Source organism: Streptomyces sp. NPDC102514, from assembly GCF_055584525.1.
Map to the genome: position 1 here is coordinate 247,694 of NZ_JBVJLW010000010.1, position 26,379 is coordinate 274,072.

At 69.8% G+C, this 26,379-nt stretch carries 1 protein-coding gene; it reads right to left on the reverse strand.

The genetic code is table 11. From position 1 onward, the window contains the following. Entirely contained in the window at positions 1 to 26,325 is a 26,325-nt protein-coding gene (locus ACZ60E_RS25925) for a hypothetical protein (RefSeq protein ID WP_469443445.1), read from the reverse strand. Positions 26,326 to 26,379 lie beyond the last annotated feature (54 nt).

Here is a 26,379-nt window from a genome sequence, read left to right on the forward strand (position 1 = left end):
TCAGGTCGTGCCGGCCTGCTGGATGCTGTCGCCGCTGTTGCCGATCGCGATGTACTGGCCGATGCGCCGGAAGTCGTTCATCACGCCGAACATGCTCTTGTCGGACGGCAGGAGCGCCCGGACGGCAGCGTCGTCGGCCAACCGGGCCAGCAGCATCTCCTTGTAGGCGTTGTAGACCCGCGCCGTGTAGTTGGGCTCCTTCGCCGCGTTCATCCGGTAGTCGTTGGTGAGCGCGATGGAGGCCAGGTCCATCAGATAGCAGTCGATCAGGTCCGTGACGTCCTGGGCCCGGGCCCCGTCCTCTCCGAGGCGGGCGTCCTCCGCCAGGACACCGGCCATCTTCAGGACGATGTCACGGTAGATCCGGTGCCGGGTGCTGCTGGGATAGGCGGCCATGATGTGGTCGGCCTGGCCCGCGCCCACGGTGCTCATGGTGCGCGGTGTCGCCAGATTGCCCAGGCCCGGTACCGCCAGCGGGACGTCCTGGAACATCTCCTCCTCGTCGGGGATGTCCCGGTTCCGGGAGGCGAGGGGGTGCAGGCCGATCTCGTGGGCGAGCATCCCCATGATGTGGCCGATGCCGTACTTCTCGAAGTAGTAGCTGGCCAGGTTGATGTCGACACCGGCGTCACCGCGGTCCGTCACGTCGGCCGGGGTCTCCGTCGTCCGCACATGCAGGGTGACCCGCACGCGACGGTCGCCGACGTACTCCTTGATCGTGTCGTGCTTCCGGAGCAGATCGATGATGCGGACGGCCTTGTCGCGGTACGCCTCGTTCGTGTGCTTCAGGTTGGTGAACTCGAAGTTCCCCGAGGAGAAGGGGGCGTAGAGCACCGCTGGTTGGACGGCGGCTTGGCCGGGCGCCGTGTTCGGGTCCTGCTGCATACGGGCCGGGACTTCGGTGCCGTCCGCGTGGTCGGTGCCGTCGGCCGGGCGGGGCAGGGAGACCGGGTCCACCCAGACCGCCTCGCGAAGGACCCCATCGATCCCCTTGCGGGCCTCGTCCCAGGTCTGCGCGATGTCCGGCTCGCCCGGCTGAGTGCGCTCGGGTTCGGACGGCACGTCTCCGACCAGCGCGCCCAGCAGGGCCAGGTGGCGTCCGCGGAGCCCGCCCGCGGCGAGCGAGGAGTCCTCGGGAGCGGCGTTCAGGTCACCCAGCAGACTGCCCGCGATGTGCGGGCGGTGCGGGGAATCGGCATCCCGGTACTCGTCCCGCAGACCGAGCTGATGGGTCAGCTCATGCACCATCTGTACGGGGTCGGCATCCGCCCACCACGTGACCTGATCCATCGCCTGGTCCCGGCCCGTCAAGTCCACACTCAGGTGCGGGGACTCGGAAGCATCGACCAGCTCGACGGTCACGTGCAGCAGGTCGCCGTTCGGGAGCCGATGACCGGGCTCGTTGAGGAACTCGTGCACTCCGGCGGAGAGTTGCTCGAAGGCGTGCGCCGCCTCCGACTCCGTACCGCGCATCCGGATGCGAACCGTGAGGTCCGTGACCTGTTCGCCCTGATACGAGAGCCGCCGGGCGTCGAAGCCCGACCGCACCACGAAGCGGGGGCGGCTGTCACGCGGGCCCACCATCTTCGGTGTACCGGCCAGGGCTTGTTCGATGCTCTCGCTGATCCCCTGCGGGGTGTCAGTGACTTGCGGCAGCCGGGGGCGGGCCTCACCCGCAGGGAGGGGCTGCTGGATGCTGTCACCGCGGTTGTTGGTCGCGAGGTTGGCGGCCAGTGTGGCGAAGTCCCGTACGACACCGAACATCCCCTTGTCTGCGGGGAGCAGGCCACGGGCGGGACTGTCGGCGGCCATGCGTGCGGCGAAGAGCGCCTTGTAGGCGTTGTAGACCTTGGCCGTGTTGCCTGGTTCCTTGGCCGCGTTCATCCGGTAGTCGCTGGTGATCGCGATGGACGCGAGGTCCATGAGGTAGGTGTCGATCAGGTCGGTGACGTCCTTGGCCTTGGCACCCTCCACGCCGGCCTGCGCGGCCTCGGCCAGCATGTCGGCCATCTTCAGCACGATGTCGCGGTAGATCCCGTGCCGGGTGCTGCTGGGGAACGCGGCCATGATGTGGTCGGCCTGGCCCGCGCTGTCGGTGTTCATCGTGCGCGGGGTCCGCAGGTCGCCCAGGCCCGGGACGGGCAGGGGGATGCCTCGGAACATCGACTCCTCGTCGGGGATGTCCCCGTTCCGCGAGGCGAGCGGGTGCAGGCCGATCTCGTGGGCCAGCATCCCCATGATGTACCCGATGTCGTACTTCTCGAAGTAGTAGCTCGCGAGGTTGACCTGGACACCGGCGTCACCCAGGTCGCGTACGTCCGCCGGGGTCTCGGTCGTCCGCACGTGCAAGGTGATCCGGACGGGACGGTCGCCGACGTACGCGCTGATCGCCGGGTGCTCCCGCAGCAGTTCGATGATGCGGACGGCCTTGTCCCGGTACTTCTCCTCCGTGTGCTTCAGGTTGGTGAACTCGAACTTCCCCGACCTGAAGGGGGTGAGGGTCGGTTCGGCGGGGGTGGCGGCGGTGGCGGGCGTCGGGGCCGGGGTCGAGGTCGGGGTCAAGGTCGGGATCTCGCCGGTGCCCGTGTTGGTGTCGGTGCCGGTGTCGGACTGGGGCAGCCTGGGGCGCGCCTCTCCCGGATTGGCGCCTGGGGTTGGTTCCGCGGTCGGTTCCGCGGTCGGCTCCGGAGCAACGGGCCGCTGGATGCTGTCACCGCGGTTGTTGGTTCCCACGCTGGTGGCAAGCGCGGCGAAGTCACCCAGCACACCGAACCGGCCCTTGTCCCCGGGCAGCAAGGCCCGTACGGGACTGTCGTCAGCGAGTTGCTCGGCGAACTGGCCCTTGTACGCGTTGTAGACCCTCGCCGTATACGCCGGATCCCGCACTGCCCGCGCCCGATGATCGTTCGTGACCGCGATGGAGGCGAGGTCCATCAAGTAGGTGTCGATGAGGTCCGTGACGTCCTTCGGCTTGGCGCCCGCCACACCGACCCGGGCGTGCTGGGCAAGTACCTCCGCCATCTCCAGCACGATGTCGCGATAGATGCCATGCCGAATGGTGTGCGGGAACGCGGCCATGACGTGGTCCGCCTGGCCCGCACCCTCGGTGTTCATGAATCGCGGGGTGCTCAGGGTCTCCAGCCCCGGCACCAACAGGGGCATGCCCTGATACAGCTCCTCCTCCTCAGGAATCTTCGAATTACTGGAGGCGAGAGGATGCAGGCCGATCTCATGAGACAGCATTCCCATGATGTAGCCGATGTCGTACTTCTCGAAGTAGTAGCTCGCGAGGTTGATCTCGACACCGGCGTCGCCCAGGTCGCGTACATCGGCGGGCGTTTCGGTCGTCCGCACATGCAGGGTGATCCGGACGGGACGGCCGTTGACGAAACTCTTGATCGTGCTGTGCTCGTCCAGCAACTCGACGATCCGCACCGCCTTATCGACGTACCGGTCCGTCTGATTCAAGTTCGTGAACTCGAAATTCCCCAGCTTGAAGGGGCGGAGGACCGGCTCCGGCGCGGTCGGCGCCGCGTTCGGGTCCTGCAGCGTACGAGCCGGGACGTCGGTGACCGCGGTGTCACCAGTGGTGCTGGTGGCGCTGGTGGCGCTGGTGGCGCTGGTGGCGCTGGTGGACGGTTGGGGCAGGGAGACCGGGTCGACCCAGATCGCTTCGCGACGGACCTTCGTGGCGTCCTCGCGCACCTTGCGCCAGGTCTGCTCGGTGTCATCCTGTGCGCCTTGCTCCGACGTCTGCGGGGTTACGTCACCGATCAGCGCGCTGATCAGGGCCAGGTGTCGCCCGCGGAGCTCGCCGGCGGCCAGCGAGGAGTCCTCGGGGGCGGCATTCAGGTCACCCAGCAGACTGCCCAGGATGTGGGGACGATGCGGGGTGTCGGCATCCCTGTACTCGTCCCGCAGGCCGAGCTGGTGAGTCAGTTCGTGCACCAGCTGGATGGGGGCCGCATCCGCCCACCACGTGACCTGATCCATCGCCTGGTCCCGGCCCACCAGGTCCACGGTCAGGTGCGGGGACTGCGAGGGATCGACCAGCTCGATGGTTACGTGCAGGAGGTCGCCGTTCGGGAGCCGATGACCGGGGTTGTTCAGGAACTCATGGACGCCTTCGCTGAGTTGTGCGAAGACGTTGGCGTGGGCGTTGGCGTGGACGTTCTGCCCGTCCGGGCCACCGCGCATCGCGATACGGACCGTGAGGTCGGTGACCGGATCGCCGTCATAGGTGAACCGCCGCGCATCGAAGTCGGAACGCACCACGAAACGTGGCCGCTTGTCCCGCGGCCGACTGGGACGCAGTCCCTTCGACGACGTGGTGTCGAACGGCCCGCTCCGCGACCCGGACTCCGACTTGGTGTCGCCCTGCGAAAGCCGCGGGCGCGTTTCGCCGGTCTCGGTGCTGCTCGGTGCGGGAGTGGCGGTCTGGATGCTGTCGCCCTGGTTGTTGAAAGCGACGCTGCTGCCCAGACCCAGGAAGTTGCTCGTGACGTTGTACCAGCTCTTGTCTGCAGGAAGCAGACTCCGTACGGGACTGTCCTGCGCGAGCTGCGCGGCGAACTGCTCCTTGTAGGCGTTGTAGACCTTCGCCGTGTAACGGGGCTCCCAGGCCGCGTCCTTGCGCTTGTCATTGGTGAGCGCGATCGTGGCCAGGTCCATCAGGTAGGTGTCGATCAGGTCAGTGACGTCCTTCGCCTTGGCGCCTTCCTCACCTGTTCGCGCCTCCTCCGCCAGGTCACTGGCCATACCGAGCACGATGTTCCGGTAGATCTTGTGCCGGGTGCTGCTGGGGAAGGCGGCCATGATGTGGTCGGCCTGACCCGAGCCGACCGTGTTCATGGTGCGCGGCGGAGTCAGGTGCGCCAGCCCCGGAACGGTCAAGGGCACCCCGGCGAACATCGACTCCTCATCAGGGATGTTCGTGTCCTTCGAGGCGAGCGGGTGGAGACCGATCTCATGGGCCAACATCCCCATGACATAACCGATGTCGTACTTCTCGAAGTAGTAGCTCGCGAGATTGATGTCGACGCCGGCAACACCGCGGTCCGTCACATCGGCCGGGGTCTCCCTCGTCCGCAGGTGGAGGGTGATCCGGACCGGGCGGCCGTTGACGTAGCTGCGGATCGTGTCGTGCTTCCGGAGCAGCTCGATGATCCGGACGGCCTTGTCGCGGTACGCCTCGTTCGTGTGCTTCAGGTTGGTGAACTCGAAGTTCCCCGACTTGAACGGGGTGAGCGTCGGCTCGACGGCGGTGGCGGGCGTCGGGGCCGGGGCAGGGGTCGCGCCGGGGCCCGTGTCCGTGTCGGTGTCGGACTGCGGCAGCCTGGGGCGCGCCTCGCCGGGATTGGCTCCCGGGGTGGGTTCCGGGGTGGGTTCCGTGGTCGGTTCCACGGTCGGCTCCGGAGCAACAGGTCGCTGGATGCTGTCGCCACTGTTGTTCGTTCCCACACGGGTTGCGAGCGCCGCGAAGTCACCCAGAACACCGAACCGGCCCTTTTCCCCCGGCAGCAGGGCACGTACGGGACTGTCTTCAGCGAGGTGCTGAGCAAACTGGCTCTTGTACGCGTTGTAGACCCGCGCCGTATACGCCGGATCCCGCACCGCCCGCGCCCGATGATCGTTCGTGACCGCGATCGAAGCCAGATCCATCAGATAGGTGTCGATCAGGTCCGTGACGTCCTTCGACTTCGCACCCGCCACACCCACCCGGGCATGCTGGGCGAGTACTTCGGCCATCTCCAGCACGATGTCGCGATAGATGCCATGCCGAATCGTGTGCGGGAACGCGGCCATGACATGGTCCGCCTGACCCGCACCCTCCGTGTTCATGAAACGCGGGGTACTCAGGGTCTCCAGCCCCGGCACGAGCAAGGGCATGCCCTGATACAGCTCCTCCTCCTCAGGAATCTTCGAATTACTCGAAGCCAGAGGATGCAGGCCAATCTCATGGGACAACATCCCCATGATGTAACCGATGTCGTACTTCTCGAAGTAATAACTCGCCAGATTGATCTCAACCCCGGCATCACCCAGATCACGCACATCCGCCGGAGTCTCCGTCGTCCGCACATGCAAGGTGATCCGCACAGGACGACCATTGACGAAACCCTTGATCGTGCCGTGCTCATCCAGCAACTCGACGATCCGCACCGCCTTATCGACGTACCGGTCCGTCTGATTCAAATTCGTGAACTCGAAGTTCCCCAACTTGAACGCAGTGAGCGTCGGCTCGACAGCCGTAGCCGTAGCCGGCGTCGGGGCCGGAGTCGTGTCGGTGTCGGACTGGGGCAGCCTTGGACGTGCCTCGCCGGGATTGGCCCCCGGGGTGGATTCCGCGGTCGGTTCCGGAGCAACGGGCCGCTGAATGCTGTCACCGCGATTGTTGGTTCCCACACTGGTCGCAAGGGCAGCGAAGTCACCCAGCACGCCGAACCGGCCCTTGTCCCCGGGCAGCAGAGCACGTACGGGACTGTCTTCAGCAAGTTGCTCGGCGAACTGGCCCTTGTACGCGTTGTAAACCCTCGCCGTATACGCCGGATCCCGCACCGCCCGCGCCCGATGATCGTTCGTGACCGCGATCGAGGCGAGGTCCATCAAGTAGGTGTCAATGAGGTCAGTGACGTCCTTCGGCTTGGCGCCCGCGACACCAACCCGAGCATGCTGGGCAAGTACCTCCGCCATCTCCACCACGATGTCGCGATAGATGCCATGCCGAATCGTGTGCGGGAACGCGGCCATGACATGGTCCGCCTGACCCGCACCCTCCGTGTTCATGAATCGCGGCGTGCTCAGGGTCTCCAGCCCCGGCACCAACAGGGGCATGCCCTGATACAGCTCCTCCTCCTCAGGAATCTTCGAATTACTGGAGGCGAGAGGATGCAGGCCGATCTCATGGGACAGCATCCCCATGATGTAACCGATGTCGTACTTCTCGAAGTAATAGCTCGCAAGGTTGATCTCGACACCGGCGTCACCCAGGTCGCGTACATCAGCGGGCGTTTCGGTCGTCCGCACATGCAAGGTGATCCGCACAGGACGACCATTGACGAAACTCTTGATCGTGCTGTGCTCATCCAGCAACTCGACGATCCGCACCGCCTTGTCGACGTACCGGTCCGTCTGATTCAAGTTCGTGAACTCGAAGTTGCCCAGCTTGAAGGGGCGGAGGACCGACTCCGGCGCGGTCGGCGCCGCGTTCGAGTCCTGCAAGGTACGAACCGGCACCTCGGTGGCCGTCGTGCCGTCGGCAGACCGGGGCAGGGAGACCGGGTCCACCCAGACCGCTTCACGACGGACCTTCGTGGCGCCCTCCCGGACCTTGTCCCACGTCTGCTCGGTGTCCTCCTGCGCGCCTAGCTCCGTGGGCCGCGGAGTCACGTCCCCGATCAGCGCACCCAGCAGCGCCAGGTGTCGCCCGCGGAGCCCGCCGACGGCCAGCGAGGAGTCCTCGGGAGCCGCGTTCAGGTCACCCAGCAGACTGCCCAAGATATGTGGGCGGTGCGGGGAATCGGCATCCCGGTACTCGTCCCGCAGACCGAGCTGGTGAGTCAGCTCGTGCACCAGCTGAATGGGGTCGGCATCCGCCCACCAGGTGACCTGATCCATCGCCTGGTCCCGGCCCGTCAAGTCCACGGTCAGGTGCGGGGACTCGGAGGGGTCGACCAGCTCGACGGTTACGTGCAGCAGGTCGCCGTTGGGCAGCCGGTGGCCGGGGTGGTTCAGGAACTCGCTCACGCCCGCACTGAGTTGGCCGAACACCCGTGGCGTCTGATCCGCCGCTCCGCGCATGGCGACACGCACGGTGAGGTCGGTGACCGGATCGCCGTCGTAGGTGAACCGCCGCGCATCGAAGCCCGACCGCACCACGAACCGAGGTCGACTGTCGCGCGAGCCTCGCAACTGCGGCGTGGTGACGGGAGCTTGATCGACGCTCTCCTCAGCCTGTTGCGCGTTGTCGGCGGCTTGCGGGAGCCGGGGGCGGGCCTCATCCGTGGGCGGAGGCGCGAGCGTCGACGTAGGCGCGGGCGGCTGGATGCTGTCACCGCGATTGTTGGTGACCACACTGGCGGTCAGTGTCGCGAAGTTCCGCACGACACCGAACATCCCCTTGTCGGCGGGCAACAGGGCTCGGGCCGGACTGTTCGCGGCCATGTGCGCGGCGAGCAGCCTCTTGTACTCGTTGTAGACCTTGGCCGTGTTGCCCGGTTCCGTCGCGGCTCTCAGTCGGTGGTCGCTGGTGATGGCGATGGAGGCCAGGTCCATGAGGTAGGAGTCCATCAGGTCCGTGGCGTCCTGGAGCTTGGCTCCCGGCACCTGCGCCTGTGCGAACTCCGCCATCATCTCCGCCATCTTCACCACGATGTCGCGGTAGATCCCATGCCTGGTGCTGCTGGGATAGGCGGCCATGATGTGGTCGGCCTGACCCGAGCCGACCGTGTTCATGGTGCGCGGCGGAGTCAGATCCGACAGCCCCGGAACGGCCAAGGGCACCCCGGCGAACATCTCCTCCTCGTCAGGGATGTTCGAGTCATGGGAGGCCAGAGGGTGCAGGCCGATCTCATGGGCCAGCATCCCCATGACATAACCGATGTCGTACTTCTCGAAGTAGTAACTGGCCAGGTTGATCTGAACGCCGTCGTCGCCCAGGTCACGTACATCCGCCGGAGGCTCGGTCGTCCGTACGTGCAAGGTGATACGGACGGGACGGCCGCCGACGTACGCACTGATCCTCGGATGGTCCCGCAGCAGTTCGATGACCCGGGTCGCCTTGGTCCGGTACCGCTCGTCCGAACTCTTCAGGTTGGTGAACTCGAAGTTCTCCATCACGAAGGGGCCGGGGGCGGGCGCGGCAGCGGTGTCAGGTGTCGCGTTCGCGTTCTGCAGCATGTGTGCCGGGACGCCGGTGGACGCGGTGTTCTCGGTACCGTCCGTCGGGTTCGGCAGAGACACCGGGTCGACCCAGATCGCTTCGCGAAGGACCTTCTTGGCGTCCTCGCGCACCTTGTGCCAGGTCTGCTCGGTGTCCTCCTGGGCGCCTTGCTCCGAGGGCCGCGGAGTCACGTCCCCGATCAGCGCACCCAGCAGCGCCAGGTGCCGTCCGCGGAGCCCGCCGGCGGCCAGCGAGGAGTCCTCGGGAGCGGCGTTCAGGTCACCCAGCAGACTGCCCAGGATGTGCGGGCGGTGCGGGGCGTCCGCGTCCCGGTACTCATCGCGCAGACCGAGCTGATGGGTCAGCTCGTGCACCAGCTGGATGGGGGCCGCATCCGCCCACCAGGTCTTCTGATCCATCACCTGGTCCCGGCCGGTCAAGTCCACGGTCAGGTGCGGGGACTGCGACGGATCGACCAGCTCGACGGTTACGTGCAGCAGGTCGCCGTTGGGAAGGCGGTGACCGGGGTTGTTAAGGAACTCATGCACGCCTTCGCTGAGTTGTGCGAAGACGTTGGCGTGGACGTTCTGCCCGTCCGGGCCACCGCGCATCGCGATACGGACCGTGAGGTCGGTGACCGGATCGCCGTCATAGGTGAACCGCCGCGCGTCGAAGCCCGACCGCACCACGAAACGGGGGCGCTTGTCCCGCGCCCTTCCTGGACGCGGTGAGCCGGCCGGTCCGGTGTGCGGTGCCGCTTCCGTAGCGGTTCCGGTCAGCCGCGGAGGCGTCTCGCCCGTCTCGGTGTTGCTCAGTGCCGGAGTGGCGGTCTGGATGCTGTCGCCCTGGTTGTTGAAGGCAACGCTGCTGCCCAGACCCAGGAAGTTGCTCGTGACGTTGTACCAGCTCTTGTCGGCCGGAAGCAGACTCCGTACGGGACTGTCCTGCGCGAGCTGCGCGGCGAACTGCTCCTTGTAAGCGTTGTACACCTTCGCCGTGTAGCGCGGTTCCCAGGCCGCGTCCTTGCGCTTGTCATTGGTGAGCGCGATCGTGGCCAGGTCCATCAGGTAGGTGTCGATCAGGTCGGTGACGTCCTTCGCCTTCGCACCTTCCTCCCCTGTCCGCGCCTCCTCCGCCAGGTCACTGGCCATACCGAGCACGATGTCCCGATAGATCTTGTGCCGGGTGCTGCTCGGGAAGGCGGCCATGATGTGGTCGGCCTGACCCGCACCTTCCGTACTCATCGTGCGCGGCGTCTTCAGATCGGTCAGGCCCGGAACGGCCAGCGGCACTCCCGCGAACATCGACTCCTCATCAGGGATGTTCGTGTCCCGGGACGCGAGGGGGTGCAGGCCGATCTCGTGGGCCAGCATGCCCATGATGTAGCCGATGTCGTACTTCTCGAAGTAGTAGCTCGCGAGATTGATGTCGACGCCTGCGTCACCGCGGTCCGTCACATCGGCCGGGGTCTCCCTCGTCCGCAGGTGCAGAGTGATCCGGACCGGACGGCCCCCGACATAGGTGCGGATCGTGTCGTGCTTGCGAAGCAGCTCGATGATCCGGACCGCCTTGTCGCGGTAACCCTCGTTCGTGTGCTTGAGATTGGTGAACTCGAAGTTCCCCGACTTGAACGGGGTGAGCGTCGGCTCGACGGCGGTGGCCGTAGCCGGCGTCGGGGCCGGAGTCGCGTCGGTGTCGGACTGGGGCAGCCTCGGACGTGCCTGGCCGGGATTGGCCCCCGGGGTGGATTCCGCGGTCGGCGCCGGAGCAACGGGCCGCTGAATGCTGTCACCACGGTTGTTGGTTCCCACACTGGTCGCAAGGGCAGCGAAGTCACCCAGCACACCGAACCGGCCCTTTTCCCCCGGCAACAGGGCACGCACAGGACTGTCATCAGCAAGTTGCTCGGCGAACTGGCCCTTGTACGCGTTATAGACCCTCGCCGTGTACGCCGGATCCCGCACCGCCCGCGCCCGATGATCGTTCGTGACCGCGATCGAGGCGAGGTCCATCAAGTAGGTGTCGATCAGGTCCGTGACGTCCTTGGACTTCGCACCCGCCACACCCACCCGAGCATGCTGGGCCAGCACCTCCGCCATCTCCACCACGATGTCGCGATAGATGCCATGCCGAATCGTGTGCGGGAACGCGGCCATGACGTGATCCGCCTGACCCGCACCCTCGGTATTCATGAAACGCGGTGTCGACAAGGTCTCCAGCCCGGGGACCAACAGGGGCATGCCCTGATACAGCTCCTCCTCCTCAGGAATCTTCGAATTACTCGAAGCCAGAGGATGCAGGCCAATCTCATGGGACAACATCCCCATGATGTAACCGATGTCGTACTTCTCGAAGTAATAACTCGCGAGGTTGATCTCGACACCGGCATCACCCAGGTCACGCACATCCGCCGGAGTCTCCGTCGTCCGCACATGCAAGGTGATCCGCACAGGACGACCATTGACGAAACCCTTGATCGTGCCGTGCTCATCCAGCAACTCGACGATCCGAACCGCCTTATCGACGTACCGGTCCGTCTGATTCAAATTCGTGAACTCGAAGTTGCCCAGCTTGAAGGGGCGGAGGACCGGCTCCGGCGCGGTCGGCGCCGCGGTCGAGTCCTGCAGCGTACGAACCGGCACCTCGGTGGCCGTCGTGTCGTCGGCAGACCGGGGCAGGGAGACCGGGTCCACCCAGATGGCCTCGCGCAGTTCCGCGGTGGCGCTCTCCCGGGCCGCCGCCCAGCTCTGGTCGGCCGGGGCGGGCTGGTCGCCGTTCTGTGAAGGCGCCGGGGTCACGTCCCCGATCAGGGCACCCAGCAGCGCCAGGTGCCGGTCGCGCAGGCCGGCGGGGGCGAGCGAGGAGTCCTCCGGCGCCGCGTCGAGGTCGCCCAGCAGGCTGCCGAGGACGTGGGGGCGGTGCGGGGAATCGGCATCCCGGTACTCGTCGCGCAGGCCGAGCTGGTGGGTGAGTTCGTGGACGAACTGGACCGGGGCCGCGTCGGCCCACCAGGTGGTCTGGTCCATCGCCTGGTCCCGGCCCGCCAGGTTCACGGTCAGGTGCGGGGCGCCCGGGGCACCCGGGACCTGCGGGAGGTCGACGTGCTCAACCGTCACGTGCAGCCGGTCGCCGTTGAGGAGGCGGTGGGCCGGGTCGTTCAGGAACTCGTCCACCCCTGCCCTGAGCTGGTCGAACACCTGGTTGGCCTGCTCGTTCGTGCCGCGCAGCGCGACGCGGACCGTCAGCTCGGTGACCGGCTCGCCCTGGTACGAGAACCGCCGGGCGTCGAAGCCGGAGCGCACCACGAACCGGGGGCGGGTGTCGCGGGGACCCCTGGGCCGCGATGTGCCGGCGTCCCGGGTCTGCGACACGGAGTCGGCGTCGGGGGTGGTGACGGTGTTGGTGCCCGTGCCGGTGTCGGCCTGGGGAAGCCTCGGGCGTACCTCACCGGTGTCGTTGTTCGCGCCCTGCGCCGGAGCGTCGGCAACGGGCTGTTTGATGCTGTCGCCGCGATTGTTGGTCGCGATGGCGCCGGCGAGTTGGGTGAAGGACCGTGCGACGCCGAACAGGGTCTTGTTCGAGGGCAGCAGGCCCTGCAGCGCGGGGTTCCCCGCCAACTCGGCGTGCAGCAGATCCTTGTACGCGTTGTAGACCCGCGCCGTGTAGTTGGGCTCCTTGACCGCGTTGATCCTGTAGTCGTTCGTGACCGCGATGGAGGCGAGGTCCATCAGGTAGGTCTCGAACAGGTCGGTGACGTCCTGCGACTTGGCTCCCGGCACGCCGATCCGCGCGCGCTGCGCGAGCACCCTGGCCATCTCTGTGACGATGTCGCGGTAGGTGCTGTGCCGGATGGTCCTCGGGTAGGCGGCCATGATGTGGTCGGCCTGGCCCGCGCCCTCGGTGTTCATGGTGCGCGGAGTCTTCAGGTCGCTGAGCCCCGGCACCGTCAGGGGCATCCCCCGGTACGCCTCCTCCTGCTCGGGAATCTCCGTGTCGCGGGAGGCGAGGGGGTGCAGGCCGATCTCGTGGGCCAGCATGCCCATGATGTAGCCGGTGTCGTACTTCTCGAAGTAGTAGCTGGCGAGGTTGATCTGGACACCGGCGTCACCCAGGTCGCGTACGTCGGCGGGGGTTTCCGTGGTGCGCAGGTGCAGGGTGATCCGTACGGGACGGTCACCGACGTAGGTCTTGATGGTGCGGTGCTCGTCGAGCAGTTCGATGATCCGGACCGCCTTGTCGACGTACCGGTCCGTCTGGTTCAAGTTGGTGAACTCGAAGTTCCCCAGCTTGAAGGGGCGGAGGGTGGGTTCCGGCGCGGGCGTCGGCTCCGGGGCGGGGTCCGAAGCAGGCTCCGGGTCGGGCGCAGGGTCCGTGGGGGCGTCGGTGCCGTTGCCGTCGTCGGTGCCGGACAGCGTGTGCAGCTCGTACGCCTCCTCCTCCACGACGCCCGGGAGGTCGCTGCCGGTCGGTGACGGGGGCAGCGGAGCGGTGATCGCGTCCTGCGGGACCGGTTGCTGCAGCGCCGGATCCGGCACCGGCGGCACCAGCGCAACCGGAGGAATCGGCGGAGCCAGCGGAGTCGGCGGAAGCGTGTCGACCGGCGTCGAGCCCTCCACATCGGCCCCCTTGAGGACCTCCGTCTCCGTACCCTTCGCGTCCTTGGACTCGGACGTCTTCAGATCCTTCGGCTCCGGAGCCTTCGGCGCGGGCGGGGGCGCCGGCGTGTGGAGGGTCACCGGGACGAAGTCCCCGCCCCGGCGGCGGAGCCGGATGTGCGAACCGCTGTCGCCGGACGGGCCCACGTAGGTGTGGGCGGTGCCGTTCTCCTCGATCAGGGTGACGGTCGTGCCGGTCGCCGCGGCGGCCCACTCGGCCACCGCGAGGTCGGCCCCGGGACCCCACGGGGCCTCGGCGAGGTGACGGCGCAGATTGCCGTCGAGCGTGAACTGGCTCGGCGGCGGATCGCCGGGACGCCCGGCAGGGAGCGGCGGGGGCGTGAAGAGCGTGGCGCGCGTCGTCCCGTCGCCGGGGAGGCCGTACCGGCGCATCAGTTCGGTGGGCGTCGCCGCCGCGCGCCTGCGCAGCCGTGTCGCCTCCGGGCCGGCGAGTCCGGGCTGTTGCGAGGCCTGGCGTACGACCGTGGAGAGCGCGGCGAAGAAGCCGTTGCCGCGGCCGGTGGGCGTGCCCTGGGTGTAGGTGGCGCCGTCGGGCGCGGTGAGGACGCCGTCGCGGTCCATGCGGTAGCGCGGGCCGGTGCTGTCGGCGGGCGCCAGCCAGGGTGCGGTGCTGTGGCTGCGGTGCGCAGGCGGCTGTTCGGAGGCGGGGCGCGTGGTGTCGACGGGGGAGGTCCCGGTCGTCGTACCCGAAGGGGCCGTGCTCGGCGGCAGGGCGGTGGCGACCGGGGCCGGGCTGCCGGTCGGGAGCGTGGCGTGGAAGAAGCCGTCGGTGGCGAAGAGGACGGGGTCGGTGGCCGGGTCGACGGAGGCCGGGTCGCCGCCGTGCGGGAGGAAGAGCTGGTCGCGGCCCTCGCCGGTCACCACCGTGAGCGGGCTGCCCAGGACCCGGGCGGCGAGGGCGGGGAGCAGGTCGGCTCCGCCGTGGTCTCCCGCGCGGCGCTCGGGCGGTTCCGGTGTGCCGTCGGCGGACTGCGTGCCGGCGTCCGGCAGCGGCTCGCTCGCGAACGGGCGGGACAGGGCCAGCGAAGCGAGCGCCACCCGCTGGTCGGGGGTGGGCCAGTAGGTCTGCGGGAGGCGGCCGAAGGCGTCGAACTCGGCCTGTTGCGCGGGGGTGAGCACCACGCCGGCCGTGTCGAGTTCGGCCTGGGTGAAGGTGTCCGCGGCGTCCAGGGCGAGGGCGTCGAGCAGGTCCTGGTTGCCGTGCTCGCCCAGTGCCCAGGCGAGACGGTGGCGGGCGGCCTCGACGGCCTCCGCGGTGACCGCCGGATCGCCCGGGTCGGCGCTGAACCGGGCGGCGAGGTCGCCGCCCAGCAGGTACGGCAGGCGGCCCGAGGTGTCGGCGGTGGCGAGCAGCGCGTGGAAGAACGAGGCGCCGTCGTGCGGCATGTCGTGCACTTCGCGCACCGTGACGCCGTCCGGCGAGGTGAGGGTGCGCGGCGCGGAGTCGGTGGCGTCGGTGACGGTGTACGGCGCGGGTGCCTCGGAACGCCAGTCCGGCGCGGTGTACGCCTGCGGCGCGTCCGGCACCGTGACCGTGGCCGAGCCCTGGTGGTGGGCGGTGAGGCGGGAGGCGGCGAGGTGCAGCCGGTGGTGGTCCTCGGCGGCGGCGTCGGTGCGCAGCTGCCAGCGGTGGACCTCCTCGCGGGCGGCCTGCCAGGCGGCGACGGGCGGCGAGTAGAAGACGTCCGGCGGCAGGTCGGTCGGCTCTCCCGAGTTGTCGTCGCCGAGTGCGGCCCGGTCCTCGTCGCTCAGGTCGAGCCAGGTCTCCCGGGACCGTGCGCGGGCGTCGTAGTAGTTCTTCTCGGCCGTGGTGAGGTCGGCGGCGGCCTTGGCCTGGGCGTCCCAGGCCGCGGCGACGTCGTCGGTGTACGAGGTCTCGTCGAGGAGCCCGTAGTCGCGGGCGATGTCCTCGCGCAGCCAGACCAGGGCGGTGGTCTCGGACTCGGCGGCGCGCGGCCCGCGCTTGGCCTTGCCGAGCGCGCGCAGCGGGCGGCTGTCGGTGTAGCGGTGGTCGACCTCGGCCACGGAGAGCCAGCTCACCGGGATCGCGAAGAGCATGCTCCGGTCGGTGACGACCTTGAGGTGGGTGCCGAGGGTGGTGTCCGCGGTGCCCTTGAGGGTGGTGCCGTCGTTCGTGCCGCCGATCGGGACCGTGGCGCCCGGGTTGGTGACACCGGCGTTGCTGGTTCCGGCCAGCGGCGCGGTGCCCATGGCGCCCTCGACGTTGTCGGTGATGCCGGCGTCGAGCGCGTCGGAGGTCTTCGCCCGCTGCATGGCCTCCATGCGGGGCTTGTTCTCCACGGCGAGCAGCCGTGCGCCGCGGCGGTGCATCTTCGCGTAGAGGCGGGAGTCGGCGGTGTGCGACTGGCCCAGGAGATGGGAGGACGACTGGGTGGGCAGCGCCACGCCGTCCGCGCCGAGCGCCTCGCGGAAGCCGCCGGTCAGGCCGACCTGGGTGGTGGCCTCCTGCTGGGCCTGGCCGGGGGCGGTGCCGACGCCGGTGAGCGAGGTGAGGTGGGCCATGCGTACACGGCTCGCGAGGTGGACGCCGGTGTGCCGCTTGCCGAGGTCGCCGTCGCCGAGGCCGTCGGCGCGGGCGGTGGCGATGGTCAGGGCGTCGTGGACGTTGGCGGCGCCGCGGATGTCCACGGCGAGGATGCCGGAGCCGATGGTGTCGTCGAAAGTCAGGACGTCCGGGTCGGGGCTGCCGCCGGGGTCCCCCGCGGCGGAGGTGCGCCAGGTGGCGATGCCCTCGGGGCGGGCCTGGGCGGCGGTCAGTACGCGTACCGCGCGTTCGGGGTCCGGTACGTCCTGTTCGGTGAGGGCGCCGTCGGACCCGTCGCCGTCCGGGGTGAGCAGGCTGGCGGGGAGCACCTCGTTGAGCGTGCCGACGCCGACGGCGGAGACGCCGGGGGCGAGCGCGTCCCCGGTCGAGTCCGTCATGGTGACGGTGAGGGCGTAGCTGGTGATGACCTCGGCGTGGGCCTGGGTGGTGGCGATGTTCGGCATCGCGGTGGTGCCGGCGGTCTGGGTCCGTACGCTGTTCCGCTGCTTGGCCGCGGTGCCCTGGAGCGAGGGGTTGGCGATGAGGACGCCGTCCTCGGCGGCGCGCTGGCCGCCGCTGAGTGTCACGTCGGCGCCGCGGTCCTGCGAGGTGCCGGCGGCGATGTCGCGGGCCGTGGTGCGGTAGTCCTCCAGCTCGTAGCCGGTGCGCAGCCGGTCCACGGTGGTGGTGATCGGTGTCAGTTTGAACTGGAGCTGTCCGGGGCTGCCGTTGACGGGCAGGTGGAACATGTTCGACCAGGTGCGGTAGCGGACCGGGAGGGTCATGCCGTCGGTCGTCAGCTCGTGCAGGTGCGCGGCGAGGAAGTCCGGGGAGAGCCGCTGGAGGACCTGTTCGCGGTCGTGCGAGGGCACCCCGATCTGTGCCAGCTGCTGGATCAGCTGCTGTGCCGCGGGACTTGCGTCGAGCTGGCCGCTGGGGTGGGTGGGGAAGCGGCGGAACCGCAGGTAGGGGGGCACCCGGTAGCCGCGGCCGAGGTTGTGCGGGGTCTTGTCGCCGAGGCCGTCGGGGGCGAGGCCCGCCTCGATGACGTCCTGCATCGGCAGGTGGAACATGACCGCGTCGCGGATGCGCTGGAGCGCGGCGGCGGCCCTGCGCGGGGCGAGGCTGTTGCCGAGGCGGTCGGAGACGAGTCCGGCCGCGGAGCTGATGCCGGCCCCGGCGCGGGTGCCGATCGCGCCCATCGCGGCGGTCCACCGGTCCCGTACGGCGATGGTCTCGGCGGTGTCGGCGACGACCAGGTACATCCGGCCGGCGTAGGTCAGGGTGGTGTTGCGCCCCCGGGTGAGGGTCTGCGAGACGCTGCGGCCCTTGCCCCAGGCGTACTGCAGGGCGGCCGAGTAGGAGCCGACCACCGCCGGCCCGCCCGGGGCCTGCTGGAGGGGGGTGTCGGCGCCCTGGAGGCCGAGGGTGGTGCGTGAGACGGTGCTCGCGCTGCCGTTGACGCGGTGTTCGTTGCCGACGGTCGTCTCGGAGCTGGCCGGCTTCGGGTCGCTCTTGACCCGGAAGTTGCTCAGCTCGCCGCGGACCACTCCCTTGAGGTAGTGGGTCCTGAACGGTCCCGCGCCGTTCAGTCCGGCGACGCGGGAGCCGAACGGGCCCAGGTACTGGCCGAGTTGGCCCGCCACGCTGAGGTTCGCCATCGCGCGGCGCAGTGCGGTGCGCACCGGGGCGCCGGGCGCGCTGACGTGCCAGGAGGTGCCCGAGGCGCGGTCGGCGGTGTCCTGCATGAGCTGCTGGCGCTGCGGGCCGCCCTCGGCGCTGAGCACGACGTGCGGGGCGCGGAGCAGTTTCTTGGTGAGCTGCTGGTCGGCCGACTCGGAGTCGGGCAACGGGCGGGTGCCGTCGAGGAGTTGGTCCGCCGCGTCGGCGGAGAGCTGCGTCGGGGCGGGCGTGGGCGTGGTCGTGGTGGCGGGTGCCGTGCCGGTCGGGGGCGGGTCGGCCGGGGCGTACCGGTCGGAGCCGTGTGCGGCGGGTACGGCCAGTTCCACCCGGCCGACGGTCTCGTTGCCCCGGGTGAACAGGGGCCGTTCCTCGACCTTGCTGACGAAGACGCCCGCGCCGAGCAGGCCGACCGAGGCGAGCCTCGCCCAGCCGCGCGGGCGGCGGTGGCCCTCGAAGGTGGCGCCCAGCTCCACCTGGTAGCTGTAGAGGTCCGCGCCGGATTGGAACATGAGGTGGTCGTGGACGACGGCAACCGTGTTCCTGGTGGCCTTCTGGTCGGTCCGCCCGTGCCGGAGGCCGACGGCCACACTGCCGGCCTGGCGCGGCAGCCCCACCTCGGGCACCTTGTCGTGGTCGCGCGGCCCGACGCCCAGCTCGACACCGCCGGACAGGGTGACGGCGGCCTGCTCCCCCTGGCCGGAGACCTCGGTGCCGATCACCGCGTTGCGCAGCGAGCGCTCGCTCATGGTGGTCTCGAACCGCCGGTCGGTCAGCCGTGCCCGGAGGACGAGCGTGTGGTGGCCGCGGCGCACCTTGCCGTCCTCGGTGAGGGTGACGGGCACACCCGTGGTGGACAGGTCGTCCAGGCTCTGCGCCAGGCTGGGCCGGTTCAGCGCCTCGCGCACCTGGCGTTCGTTGTGCAGCGCGGTCCGCATCCGCCCGTCGCCGTACCAGAACTTGGCCAGCCGCGGATGACGCAGCATGAACGGCGGCACGAACAGCGACGGGTACGACTGGTGCAGCGTGTCCAGGACCGCGTCCGTGAACGCGTGCATGGGGTCCTGGGGTGCGGGCGGTGGCGATGTCTGGTTCTGGGTCGACGGCTGGGTCTGTACCGGGGGCGGGGTCTGGGACTGGTCCTGGCCGGTCGGCTGCACCTGCGTCTGTACCGTCTGTACCGGAGGCGGGGGCGGAGGCGTGGTCTGGGTCTGCGGGGGCGCGACGGGGCGGAACCCCTCGGCGCGGACCTGCCCGCTGAGGTGGACCGGGTCCTCCCGGGTGAGGTACCACGGCACCGGCGGCTCGGCGTCCGGGTCGGGACCCGCCTGGCCGGGCGTACGGCTGTCCCAGCCCGCGAGGCGGCGCGCGTCCTGGGTGGAGATCCAGTCCAGGCTGACCACCCGCACCGGCCGGGCGGCGGACGACGGTTCGCCGGGCTTGCGCACCATCAGGGTGCGCTCCACCCGGTAGAGCGCGACGGGGTGGTTACGGATCCGGCCGGTGGTCTTCCGGGCCGCGTCGACACCGAGGTAGTGGCCGCGCCCGGAGGAGAGGTCCGCGCGGACGAGGGGGCCGCCCTGGAGGCGTACGTCGGTCTCCAGACCGGCGAGGGTGTAGTTGGGCCCCGCGGTGATCTGGACGCCCAGGCGGGTGTCACGGACGTGCCCGCGCTCGTTCTGGTACGTGGTCTGGGTGAGGTCGCGCAGCTCCGCCTTGACCGACTCGGTGACCAGGGTGGCCCGGTGCGGCACCGACCGCTCCACGATCAGGTGCCCCAGCGGGTGCTGTCCGCTGCCCCGGGTCAGCTCGGGCCCCGTGACCGGCCCGGACAACCGGCCGAACAGCGAGAGCAGCCGTCCCGGCCGGACGTACGAGACCAGGGTGCGGTGTGCCGAACTCCCGGGCCGGGCACCGGAGATGGCGATCGCCATGTCCTCGGGCGAGTCCGTCAGATGCAGCGCGGTGGTGTCGGTCATCCGCGGCTCGATGCCGTCCGGGAAGGTGAGCGTCTTCGGTGCCCGCTGCGGCCCCTTGTAGGGCACGGTGAGGTCGTCCGGCAGCCGCCAGCTCAGACCGTCGCGCATCGCGAAATCGGCGCTGTGCACCTGGGTGCGCCGCCAACCCGACGTCGGCAGCGGCGTACCGGGGGGAGTGGCCGGGGTGGCGGTCGTCGTGGTGGTGCCCGGGGTGGCGGTCGTCGTGGTGGTGGTGCTGGGGGCGGAGGTGGTCGGGGGCGTCTTCGGCCCCTCGGTGACGCGGTCCACCCGTACCCGGTAGTGGACGTCGTCCAGGTGCAGGTGCGAGCCCTCCCAGTTGCGCCACTCGGACTGGTTGTACGCCTGGGTGCCCTGCGCGTAGTCGGTCCGGCGCGTCCAGCCCAGCGAGAAGCCGATCTTCAGCAGCCAGTTGAGCGGGGGCCCCATGCTCAGACCGCCGGCGATCCGCCGCCCGAAGCCGACGCTGCGCCCGCCGCCCGTACCGGCCTGGCCGCGCCGCATGGTGTCCACCCTGACGGTGGCGTCGCCCACGTTGGAGAAGCGCTCCCAGCGGTGGTACGGGATGGCCTCGACCGTCATCTCGTGGCCGACCCCGGACTTCTCGCGGCCGACGAAGCGCGCACCACGCGGGGCGGTGAAGGCGTCGGGCTGCTGGGTCAGCAGCCGCAGCAGCTCCGTCTCGTCGAACTGGGAGCGCAGCTTCGCCGGAAGTTTGCCCAGGATCTCCTCGGCCACCTGCTCGGGCGAGCGGAGGGTGGTCTTGCCCAGGCCGGTGATGAGTCCGGTCCGGGGGCGGGGCGGGGTCTTCCCTGCCTTCCCGGTCTTGGCGCCGGGCGGCGTGCCGTCGCCCGGGTCGGCACCCGGGTCGATCAGGACCGTGGGCAGCCTGCTGCCGTCCTCGAAGGTGACGGTCCGCGGCGCCGGGCCCGGCAGCCTGGCGTCCGGGCCGGTCAGCAGCCGGGCCGGACGGTAGCGTTCGAGCTGGGTCTCCAGCGGTACCGGGTCGCCCCGCTCGGGGGTCTCGGGAGCGGGGCTGTCGAGGTCGGTGACCCCGCCCATGCTGCGCAGCCACTCCCCGAAGACCCCGTCGGCACCCAAGTCCTCGGTGGCGGGGTCCTGCGTGGCCGGGTCCTTGGTCGCGTTCGGGTCCGGCTTGGGGGTGGCCGGGTCCGGTACGGGGGTGAGCGGCGCCGAGGCCGGGACCAGCGCGTCGAAGTGGTCGGTGCCGTTGTAGGACAGGTGGAGGGTGCCGCCCTGGCCGCCCGGGTTGAGGGTGTTGACGAAGGTGGTGGTCCCCGAGGTGCGCGGGTCGGGCTGGACGAGCCGCAGGTCGAGGTCGAGGGTGTGCGCCAGCGCTTCCGGGAGCAGGTCGGCGAAGGGAGAGGCCCACAGGTCGGAGTGTTCGGCCGCCGCGGCGACCAGCCCTCTGGCTCCGAGGAGCCGCGCGGCGGCGGGGGTCGGGGCCACGACGGCGAGCTGCGCGTAGTCGCTCCCCCCGATGATCCGCCGCCACCCGGCGGCGTCGCCGTTGGTGACGACGGCCTGCGCGATCCGGTTCCACCGCTGGGTGATCCGGTCGCGCTCCGCCGTGTTCCGCACCCCGGCGAGGGCGCGCATCCGCAGGTCGTCCACGACGGCGAGCACCGGGTCCGGGATCGCATGGTGCATGTTGTCGCCGAGTTCGGAACCGGTGATCCGGTCACGCAACTGGGTGCGCAGTCCGGCTACGTTCCGCGAGGCCCACGCGGGCGGGATGGTCTGGCTGCGCGCGCTGTCGATCGCCGACCGGAAGAGGCAGTTCCCGCCGCCCGGGGTGTCCAGCCGCCGGAAGGCGAGGCCGCTCGCGCGCACGATGCCCACCGAACCGGGCTTGGTCTTGCTGAGGAGGGCCAGGTCCTCGGCGAGACTCTCGGGGCGGCTCGGCGTGGGCGCCAGATCGGGTCTGCGGCGGGCGAGTTCGGCGGTGTCCTCCGGACTCAGGTTGAGCTCGGACAGCGGCAGCGGGGTGCCGGCGAGCGACCAGGTGATCTGCGCGGCGGGCGCGTAGGACAGCCCCCGTACGTCCTCCGGCGAGACCATGGTGGTGGGCGGGAGCGCGGGCGGCGGCGGGGGCAGCAGGGCGTCGAGCGTGGTGTCGGGCCCGGCGTTGGCGTGCAACTCGGCCGCGGCACGCAGGAATTCGGTGTACTGCTCGACCGTGGGCTCGGCGTCAGGATCGGTGCCGGTGTCCCCCGTGGCGCGCTGCCGGTCGACGGTCATCCGGCGCAGCAGGTCCGGAGTCATACGGCCGTCGCCGTAGCGGGCCGCGGTGTCCTGGCTGAGCCAGCGCAGGTTGTCCGCGAAGGCGAGTCCGGCGAGCAACTCCCGGTTGTCCGGGTTCTGTTCGGCGTCCGGGCCGAGAGCGCCGCGCAGGGTGCGGATCTGCTGGAGGGTACGGGCCCTGGCGAAGGCGTCGGCCGGTCCCGGGCCCGCGTGCAGGCCTGCGTCGCGGGCCAGCCCGTCCAGGTCGGTACCGCTGGGCTCCGGGGTGAAGAGCCGCCATCCGCCCGGTCCGTCCGCGCCCTCGGTGAGCACCGCGCGGACGTTGCCGTCCCCGTCCCGGGCCGTGCCCACCTCGGTGGTCGGCGCGTACACCTGCCGCCCGGTGCGGTTCGCCACGTGCTGCGCCACCGGCAGTCCCGCGATCTCGGGCTGCCGCCCGGTCTCGCAGGAGAACAGCACCAGCGGCCGGTCCTGATCGCCTTCCTGCGCCCAGGAGTTGAGCACTTCACCGAGCTGCACACCGCTGACCTTCACGGTGGGGTGGGCCGCGTCATCGGTACCGAGGGTGACGGTACGAGGGGTGCCGTGGGTCACGAAGTAGTCGGCGCCTCGCTCGGTCTCCGAGCCGGGCAGCGCGGTCGGCGGGCCGGTGAACACGGTACGGCGGACCGGCGGGTCCCCGGCGGTCTCCGGAGTCGGGGAGACGGAGGTGGTGCGCACACCCCTGAAGGTGTCCTGGCCGAGCAGCGCGCGACGTCCCGCGCTGCGCGCCGTACCGTCCTCGGCCGGGCCCTGCGAGATGGTCAACGTCTGTACGGCACGGCCCGGTTGAGGTTTCACCGTCGAGTTGGGCACCAGGCGGCGCAGCTGTGCGACGGGCACGGTGTGGCCGTCCAGGGTGGTGACGACCGGAGCGCCCGTGGGCCGGACGACGATCCGCCCGGGCTGCGGGGGCGTCACCGGGGGCGGCGCGGGGGTGCTGTCCGACGTGACGGGTGACGTGTCGGATGAGGTGTCCGGGGACGTGGTGGGGGAAAGCGGCGGCGGGGTGCCGCCGTCGCCGGGCCCGCGTCCGCCGCCGAGGTCGGAGGTCCGGCCGCCGGTCGCAACACTGTCGCCCGACTCCAGGTGCAGTTCGGTGGCCGTCTCGGTCCAGGGACGGGACAGGTCGGCGAGCTTGGCCGTGACGGGGGCACCGATGTCGGTGGAGGTCGGAGCGACTCCGGTGCCGTTCAGGCCCGTCGTCACGTCCGACACCAGCTTCGGGCGCGGGGCCGGGGCGGCGGCCGGGTCACTGTCGGTCTTCACGTCGGCCGTCATGTCGGCCTGCGGGGCGGGGTCCGAGGTCGTGGAGGGGGTGTAACCGAAGGCGTCGGCGAGCGGCAGCAGCACGTTCGCGCCGGGGAAGTCGGTGTCCGAGGTGTCCGATGCAAGCTCGGTGCCCGAAGCGGGCGTGGTGTCCGAGGTGCCGTCCGTCGTCATGGCGGGCGGCGGCCCGGCGAGCGGGCGGACCCGGACCGGGGCGCCCGGCCCCTCACGAGTCAGCTCGACGGCGGCGCGTACCGGACGGCTCGATCCGTCCGGCGTGACCGCGGGACCGAGCACCACGGCCCGGTCGACCCCGGCACCGTCCAGCAGTTCGGCCGCCTCCGGCGCCCCCTCCCCCGGCGGCGGCACCTCCGAGACCACGATCGTCAGCGGCGGCGCCTTGGTGGCCTCGGGGTTCGTGACGGCGGTGGGCCCTGCCTTCACGTCACTCGAACCGCCGGTGTCACGCACATCGCCGGAGTCGCGTACATCACCGATGTCACGCACATCGCCCGTATCGGCGTACGAGCCGGTGGTGTTCACCTTCGGCGGCGCCGCGCTGATGTCGGTGTCCGGCGCGGGGGTGTTCTCTGCGGGGTCCGAAGTGACCTGATTCTCGCCGGAGTTGACGGTCTCCGGGGAGACGGTGGTGTCCGGGGAGGTGGTGGCATCCGGGGAGACAGTGCTCTCCGGCCCTGTCGTCGTCTCCTGCTGTTGCGAGGTCTCCGACGTCTCCGAGTTGTGCGTGGCGCCGTCGGTCGTGGTCTGCGAACCGTCCGCCGGATTCGTGAGGTCCGAGTCCAGGGAGTCCTGGGAGTCCTGGGACTGCGTCTCCGATGAGGTCGAGGTGGTCGAGGACGACTGGTTGGTTCCGGCGGCGGGGGCGCCACCCGGCCGAGCACCTGTATTCGTACCGGTATTCGTGCCCGTCCCCATACCGGTGTTCGTGCCGGTGCCGGTGCCCGTATTCGTACCCGTACCGGTGTTCGTGCCCGTACCGGTGTTCGTCGCAGCCGAGTTGGACAGGCCGTTGGACGGGACGGGGCCGCCGCTCACCTGCCCAGGATCCACCTCCGGGTTGCCCTGCGCGGCCTCGGAACTGCCCACATCCACAACGGAGTTGACCGACGAGTCGTTGCCGAACCCGTCCGTCGTGAGCGAGCTGTCGACCGTGACCGGCGTGCCGAAGCTGTCGAGCGCGCGGCGGACCTCGTCGGCGTCGATCTGGGCGGCGGGGCTGTTCCCGGCCGGGACCACCCGGACCTCGGGCAGCTGCGACAGGTTGCTGTGCAGGTTGTCGCGGACGCCGATCTCGGTGCTGCCGGGCTGCTGGGAGCCGCGCAGCGCGGCGAGGTCCTGAAGAGCCTGCGCGCGGACCTCGGCGGGCCCGTTGTGGACCTGCTGCCACAGCTCGTTCTCCGCGGCGGTCACAGGCATGGGCCCCGGCGTGTACGCCGGCGGGTTCACGCCCATGTACGGGGGCGGCTCGCCGACCGAGTAGGGCGGCGGCAGGTCGGTCCCGGTGTAGTCGCCGGTGAAGTCCCCTGTGCCGGTGTTCTGTTGGGAGAAGGACGGCGGCGAGTTGCGCGTGGACCCGCCACCCGAAGAGCCGGAGGAACCGGACGTGTCCGTGTTCGAGGGGCCGTCGGCGCTGTCGGAGTCGCCGCGGGAGCGCGTGGAGCCGTCGGAGTCCCGCGTGTCGGTGTCGGCGTTGCCGCTGGAGATGGTGGGCGGCGGCTGGTTGCGCAACTTCTCGATGGTGTTGCGCAGTTCGGCGCCGCTGTTGATGGCGGTGGACGACAGGCCGCCCTCGACCGCGCTGCTGACGCCCGCGCCGACGAACGTCGACCAGCTCGTGGACCAGTCGCCGTCGAAGGCACCCTTGATCAGGATCTCTCCGAGTCCCTCACCGGCTCCGGCGGCGATGAAGTCGGCGGTGCCCTTGAGGCCGTAGTGCCCGGCGAGCGCGCCCGGACGGTCGGCGTTGTGCTTCAGGATCTGGTTGTTCCGCCACAGGCTGGTGTTGTTCTTGAAGGAGTTCGGGTTGAACCGGAACGAGAACGAGTTCTTGTTCGTGAGGTTGGGACTGTTCAGGTTCGGGTTGGGGCCGGGGCTGTTGGTCGGCGGAGGGTCGTTCTTGGAGCCGGGGCCGGGACCGGGGTCGGGCTTCGGCTTGGGGCTCGGCGTGTTGTCGAAGTCGAGCTTCGGGGGGTTCTTGAAGTTGGGACCGTTCTTGAAGTCGAGATCCGGGCCCTTCTTCAAGAAGTTGCTGTCGAAGGCCTTGACGATGTCCTTCGCGAACTTGTCGAAGATGCTGGTGAAGAAGCCTGCCGCGGCACCGAACGCGGCGGACTTGAGGATGTCGTTCCAGTCGAAGCCGTCGGGCCGGCGACCGTTCGGCGCGAAGTTCATCATCGCGAGCCGCACCGCGAAGGTGGTGAACGCCTCGGCGAACGCCTCGGTCAGCGAGGGTGCCAGGTGCAGCCGCTGGAGCAGATGCGTGAGCGTGGTGAGGATCATGAACCGGCTGCGCAGCTTGGCCATCATGATCTGGCTGGCGGAGGCGCCGCCGGTGAAGAAGGACATCGCCAGATAGATGGCGATCTCGATGAGCAGCCGGATGACCTCGGCGATGACCTGCCACTTGGACTCCATGATGTCCATGGAGGTCTTGCGCCGGCCCTCGGCGATCTTGTCGAGCTGCTCGGAGAACTCGCGCAGGTAGTTCTTGCCGCCGTCGTCGATGAGCATGCCCATCGCCTTGCCGTACGACTTCGAGAGGTCGTCGGGCATGACCTGGGCGATGTCGTGGATGGACTTCTCGATCAGCGACGACATCCTGTTGAGCTTGCGGCCCAGGCCGGCGTACGGCTGGCGGCTCTCGAAGGCGAGGTCCTCGTCGGCGTCGATGAGTTTCTCACCGGTGAGGATGAAGAGCATCGCGTTGACCTCGGGCGAGGCCATCATGCTCATCGGGCGCCACCCCGGACGTCATGCGGGCATGACGGGACGGCCGCTCCCGGCACG